Raw genomic sequence first — 4,979 nt, 5'->3', positions numbered from 1 at the left:
GTGGTATGGTCGAGATGTGCTGGAGGAGATATTCGCAATTCTGAGGAAAAACGGGATTCCCAATTAGCTGATATCATTAGCCAGCCAACCTGGATTATCGAAGGTACACACCTTGGTTGGTCAATGAAGACATTCGAGGAAGCGGACCAAATTATTTTCCTGCATCCTCGTCTTTCGGTTCGTCTGTATCGGATTTCACGGAGGTTCTACAGACAAAAAAGAGGCACTGAAAATGCTAGTTATAAACCTACTTGGAGAATGTATGGTCGTATGTTCAAGTGGACGTATCACTATGAAACCATCTTTAAAAAACAAGTTCGAGGAATCATAAACAACGCCCCTGAAAAGGCAGTGGAGATTCGCGATGGAAGAGAGTTAGGAGTTTAAACAATGGAAAACAAACCGTTTGTTGCATCATGGAGTGGCGGCAAGGATTCAGCTATGGCCTATTACCGCGCAATCCAATCAGGGATGATCCCCAAGAGATTACTGACCATGTTTCAGGAAGATGAAGAAATCTCGAAGTCACATGCTCTGCCATTAAAGGTAATAAAGGCTCAGGCAGATCGCCTGAACGTGCCATTAATGATTCGTGGCGCAGGATGGGAAGACTATGAAATGAAGTTTATCGATGCCATGGACGAGTGTCGCTCAGTGGGCATTACTCACGGCGTCTTTGGTGATATCGATCTTGAAGGACATTTGGAATGGGTACAAAAAACATGTGCAAAATCAGATATCATTCCTATTCATCCATTATGGCAAGAACAGAGACGTTCGATACTGGAGGAACTTTTGGAGGTTGGATTTGAAGCGGTTATTGTCGTAATAAACACAAAGATGATGCCAAGGGACTACATTGGCCGCACATTCACGAGAGAGCTGATGGATGAATTAGAAGCACTGGGAATCGATTCGTGTGGAGAAAACGGGGAGTTCCATACGGTCGTCATTGATGGTCCGATTTTTTCATCACGTGTACCAGTTAAGTTTGGCGAAGTAAGAGAAAACGAAGGATATGTTTTCTTGAGTGTTGAATTGTAGTATTGTGCAAAGGTTAATTTATTGGTAATTTTATACATAATCTGATTTCCTTGTTATAATGTAAAGTACTAACATTCAATGGGGGATGACCATGAAAAAATACTATGTAGCCATATTAATTTGTATATTTTTCATTTCAGGTTGTCAGCAAAATCAGGTGACTCCCAAAATCACTTATGTAAGTGGTTCTGTTCAGGAAGATTATCAACCTTCACCAGAGGATATTGTCAATAAACATGGAGACATTACAAATCTAGAGACGTTCCAAACCTTTAAGGACAATATCGATCATGGGGAAAGTGACGAAATTCGAATTGTCACTTATACCGAAGAAGGTGACCCAATGATTCATGAACTACTTTACGACGGAAAGGTAATCCATTCAACAGAAGATACGACAAGGGATCATTTCGGATCGGGGAGTATTAACAGCATTAGTTGCGAATCATTAGAAGCGGAAGATAAAGCAGAAAGAACAGATTATTATTTAAGTGGCTGTACAAATCAATCTAACGGACCATTAGTTCTGGTTATTTGGAAATAAAGAAAAAGGCATTGTTTTTTAAAACAATGCCTTTTTGTAAGTCGATTTATAGATAATCTTTCAGTTCATTCTCAAGAAATGGTTTTGCTTGCAGAAAATCTACAAATGCACGGTATTTTTTCTGTTCCTCTGATGTCGATTTATTTCCATTGAAATAAGCGCGAATCAGAATGTTTTTAGGTGTATTTTCCATATCGATAAATTCGAGTAATTGCGCATCGTAGCCGACAAGTTTCAGCAACTCCGCCCGAATCGAATCTGTAGCTAGAGCGGCAAACCGTTCTTTCACAAGTCCATGCTGAAGCATAACTTCTAGAGCGGTGCTGTTCAGTTGAGTGTTCAGCTCATGCTGACAACATGGCACACTCAGAATCACTTTTGCACCCCATTTTACAGCACGGGCAAGCGCCATATCCGTTGCCACATCACAAGCATGAAGTGTTACTACCATATCCACCGATGTTTCCTCATTATAGTCATTGATATCCCCAACAAGGAATTCAAGGTGATCATAGTTCAAATCATCCGCGATTTGCTGACAATCTTCAATTACTTCCTTTTTCAAATCCAGACCGGTAACACGAATGTCGAGACCTTTTTCAATTCTTAAATAGTGATACAGAGCAAAAGTTAAATAGGATTTCCCAGAACCAAAATCTAAAATCCGTACCGGTCGATCTTTCGGAAGGTAGTCCAGTGCATCGTCGATAAATTCGACAAAACGATTGATTTGTCGGAACTTATCATGCTTTTGCTTTTTGACTTTGCCATCAGGCGTCTGAACACCTAGACGTACCAAAAACGGGTAGGATGTATCTTCGTCCAGTAAATAATTTTTCTTTCGGTTATGAGAAAGGTTGACCACTTTTTTCGAAGCAATCCGTTCCGACTTCCACAATACTTTAAACTTTTTGGAAAGCTGAATATGCACTTTTTCTTCCTGAAAATCAGCTTGCACTTGTCTGTATTGCTGGAGTAAGGCATGCAACTTTTCATTTGCTGCATCAAGTTCTAGGTTTTCATGCTTTAATACACGTTCATACTGGTATTCAAACTGAATATGATAAATGCCCTTTAATTCAAGTGGCTTGAGCTTCACTCGTTTTACTTCTTCGGATTTGGCACGGGGTTGGCTGATCGTCGCAGCAATCAGCTGTTTTTGATGAATCAAATCACTTAATTGATCGAGCATTTGTTGATATTCCATACAGACCGCCTTCTCTTCATGTTTATTAACGATAGTTTATCACATTCGTCAGGATTACTTTTCTTCCATTCGGGAAAAGGGGAGATAATTGAGTGAACTCTTCATTGTGATGATGAATGGCCGGAATTACAAATCGAATGGACAAAAACCAAAAATCCGCAAAAAGGAAAGCCTCTCCCATCCACTTGAAGTGAACAGGAGGGGCTTCATCAATCTTTCCATAATTGCTTAATGCTACTCTTATTATTATCAATGATAAGAGTATATACATCTGGATTACGAAGTGATTTCCACTCCTCAAAACCAATGGAATCATCAAAGTGTTTCAAAATGAGACTCATTAAATTACCATGTGTAACGAGTACGGTATTGTTTTGCGCCTCTTCAATGACTTCAATAGCACGAGTGGTAGCCTCTCGACTGGATTCGCCACCCACCAGCTTCAAATCGAGGTCAAGAAATGTCTTCTCTAAAAGCTCGAGCCAATTAGGTAAATCAGACGTGCTTAACGTACGTTCTGCCAAGCGAGCATCAATTGTAAGCGGTAGATCTTTTGCTTTGGCTGTCGGTTCAATTGAATGTTGAGCCCTTATAAATGGACTTGAAATGATATTATCAATCGAAATTCCACTAAAAAATGCAGCCAACTTTTGAGCTTGTTCAAATCCAGTATGGGATAATTCGGCTTCAGCAGCTTGTCCGGTTGCAGAACAATGTCGAACGAGGTATAGCGTCTTCATTTCGTGAGCACCCCTTTTAATCATTTGTAAAATTATACAATAAAACCCCGAAGCAAAGAGCTTCGAGGTCATYGATTAACTTAATTTTTTCATCAAATTTGCCATTTCGATAGCGGCTGTTGCAGATTCCCAACCTTTATTTCCGGCTTTCGTTCCAGCGCGTTCAATTGCCTGTTCGATTGTATCTGTCGTTAGAACACCGAAGATGACAGGAATATTGTGTTGATATCCAGCGTTGGCAACTCCTTTAGCTGCTTCGTTGCAAACAAAATCGAAGTGTGGGGTAGAGCCACGTATCACAGTACCAAGCGTGATGACGGCATCGTATTTTTTAGAAGCCGCCATTTGTTTTGCGATCAGTGGAATTTCAAAAGCACCGGGAACCCAGGCAATCGTCACATTTGCTTCATCCACACCATGACGCTTCAGTGCGTCTTCAGCGCCCCCCAATAGTTTACTCGTAATAAATTCATTGAAACGTCCAACGACGATGCCAATTTTTAAATCGGACCCAACTAAATATCCTTCTAAATGTGTTGTCATATATAAGCTCCTCTATAAACTCAGAAAATGCCCGAGTTTTGATTTTTTGGTTTTCATATAGCCTTCATTGTCTGTATGAGATGGGATCTCGATTGCCACACGCTCGGTTACTTCCAAGCCGTATCCATCTATTCCCGAAATTTTTCTAGGATTGTTTGTCATGAGCTTCATTTTACGAACGCCAAGGTCACGTAAAATTTGTGCGCCAATTCCGTACTCCCTTAAATCATCTGCAAAACCAAGTTTTTGATTGGCTTCGACAGTATCCAATCCTTCGTCCTGCAGTGCATATGCTTTTAATTTGTTGATTAATCCGATGCCACGGCCTTCTTGTCTCATATATAACAATATGCCGGAGCCTGCTGCTTCAATTTGTTTGAGTGAGGCATGGAGTTGTGATCCGCAATCACATTTGCGAGAAGCGAAGACATCCCCCGTCAAACATTCAGAGTGTACACGGGTCAAAATGGGTGTATCTTCAGAGACCGGGCCTTTTACAAGGGCAATATGCTCTTTACCTGTCAATGTTTCGGTATACCCAAACACCTGGAAATCACCGTACTCAGTTGGCAAAATAGTTTCAACTTCGCGGGTAATCAGCTTTTCATGCTTTTGTTTGTAAGCAATCAACTCAGCGATCGTTAAAATGCCGATATTTAATCGTTTTCCTATGATAACTAAGTCATCGAGTCTGGCCATTGTGCCATCTTCATTCATAATTTCACAAATCACACCCGCAGGCGCTGACCCTGCAAGCAAGGCTAAATCAACTGCTGCTTCTGTATGTCCGGCACGCTTAAGGACGCCACCTTTTTTCGCAATCAAGGGAAAGACGTGACCTGGTCGTTTAAAATCGGTTGCAGTCGATTGATTGTTTATCATTTGCAGAATAGTGTGAGAG

The 4,979-nt window shown here is 40.8% G+C and carries 7 protein-coding genes; 3 read left to right on the top strand and 4 right to left on the bottom strand.

Going from position 1 to position 4,979, the window contains the following annotated elements; translation table 11 throughout:
* The 3 genes from AC1DSB_RS14355 to AC1DSB_RS14345 all read left to right on the top strand — a co-directional run.
* Positions 1 to 387 (top strand): P-loop NTPase family protein (locus AC1DSB_RS14355; protein WP_477586951.1); only part of this gene is annotated, 387 nt, incomplete at its 5' end.
* 3 nt (positions 388 to 390) lie between these two features.
* Entirely contained in the window at positions 391 to 1,044 is a 654-nt protein-coding gene (locus AC1DSB_RS14350) for a Dph6-related ATP pyrophosphatase (protein ID WP_477530900.1), read from the top strand.
* 91 nt (positions 1,045 to 1,135) lie between these two features.
* Positions 1,136 to 1,588: a DUF4362 domain-containing protein gene (locus tag AC1DSB_RS14345; RefSeq protein ID WP_477530901.1), complete on the top strand. Its 453-nt coding sequence runs from the start codon at positions 1,136 to 1,138 to the stop codon at positions 1,586 to 1,588.
* Between the two features lie 46 nt (positions 1,589 to 1,634).
* Here the strand turns inward: AC1DSB_RS14345 and AC1DSB_RS14340 are convergent, their stop codons facing one another.
* From AC1DSB_RS14340 to ribA, 4 genes are all read right to left on the bottom strand, one after another.
* Entirely contained in the window at positions 1,635 to 2,795 is a 1,161-nt protein-coding gene (locus AC1DSB_RS14340; protein ID WP_477530902.1) for a class I SAM-dependent methyltransferase, read from the bottom strand.
* Positions 2,796 to 3,004: 209 nt separating this feature from the next.
* Entirely contained in the window at positions 3,005 to 3,535 is a 531-nt protein-coding gene (locus AC1DSB_RS14335) for a histidine phosphatase family protein (protein WP_477530903.1), read from the bottom strand.
* A 75-nt stretch (positions 3,536 to 3,610) separates the two neighbouring features.
* Positions 3,611 to 4,078: a 6,7-dimethyl-8-ribityllumazine synthase gene (gene ribH, locus AC1DSB_RS14330; protein WP_016429646.1), complete on the bottom strand. Its 468-nt coding sequence runs from the start codon at positions 4,076 to 4,078 to the stop codon at positions 3,611 to 3,613.
* A gap of 12 nt (positions 4,079 to 4,090) precedes the next feature.
* Positions 4,091 to 4,979, bottom strand: an 889-nt coding sequence (ribA, locus tag AC1DSB_RS14325) for a GTP cyclohydrolase II (RefSeq protein WP_477586950.1), incomplete at its 5' end; no start/stop codon positions are given.

The sequence above is a fragment of the Paenisporosarcina sp. P4_E4_2 genome (assembly GCF_056401595.1).
Note: the sequence above shows the minus strand (reverse complement) of the source record. Positions and strands in the feature narration are given on the sequence as shown.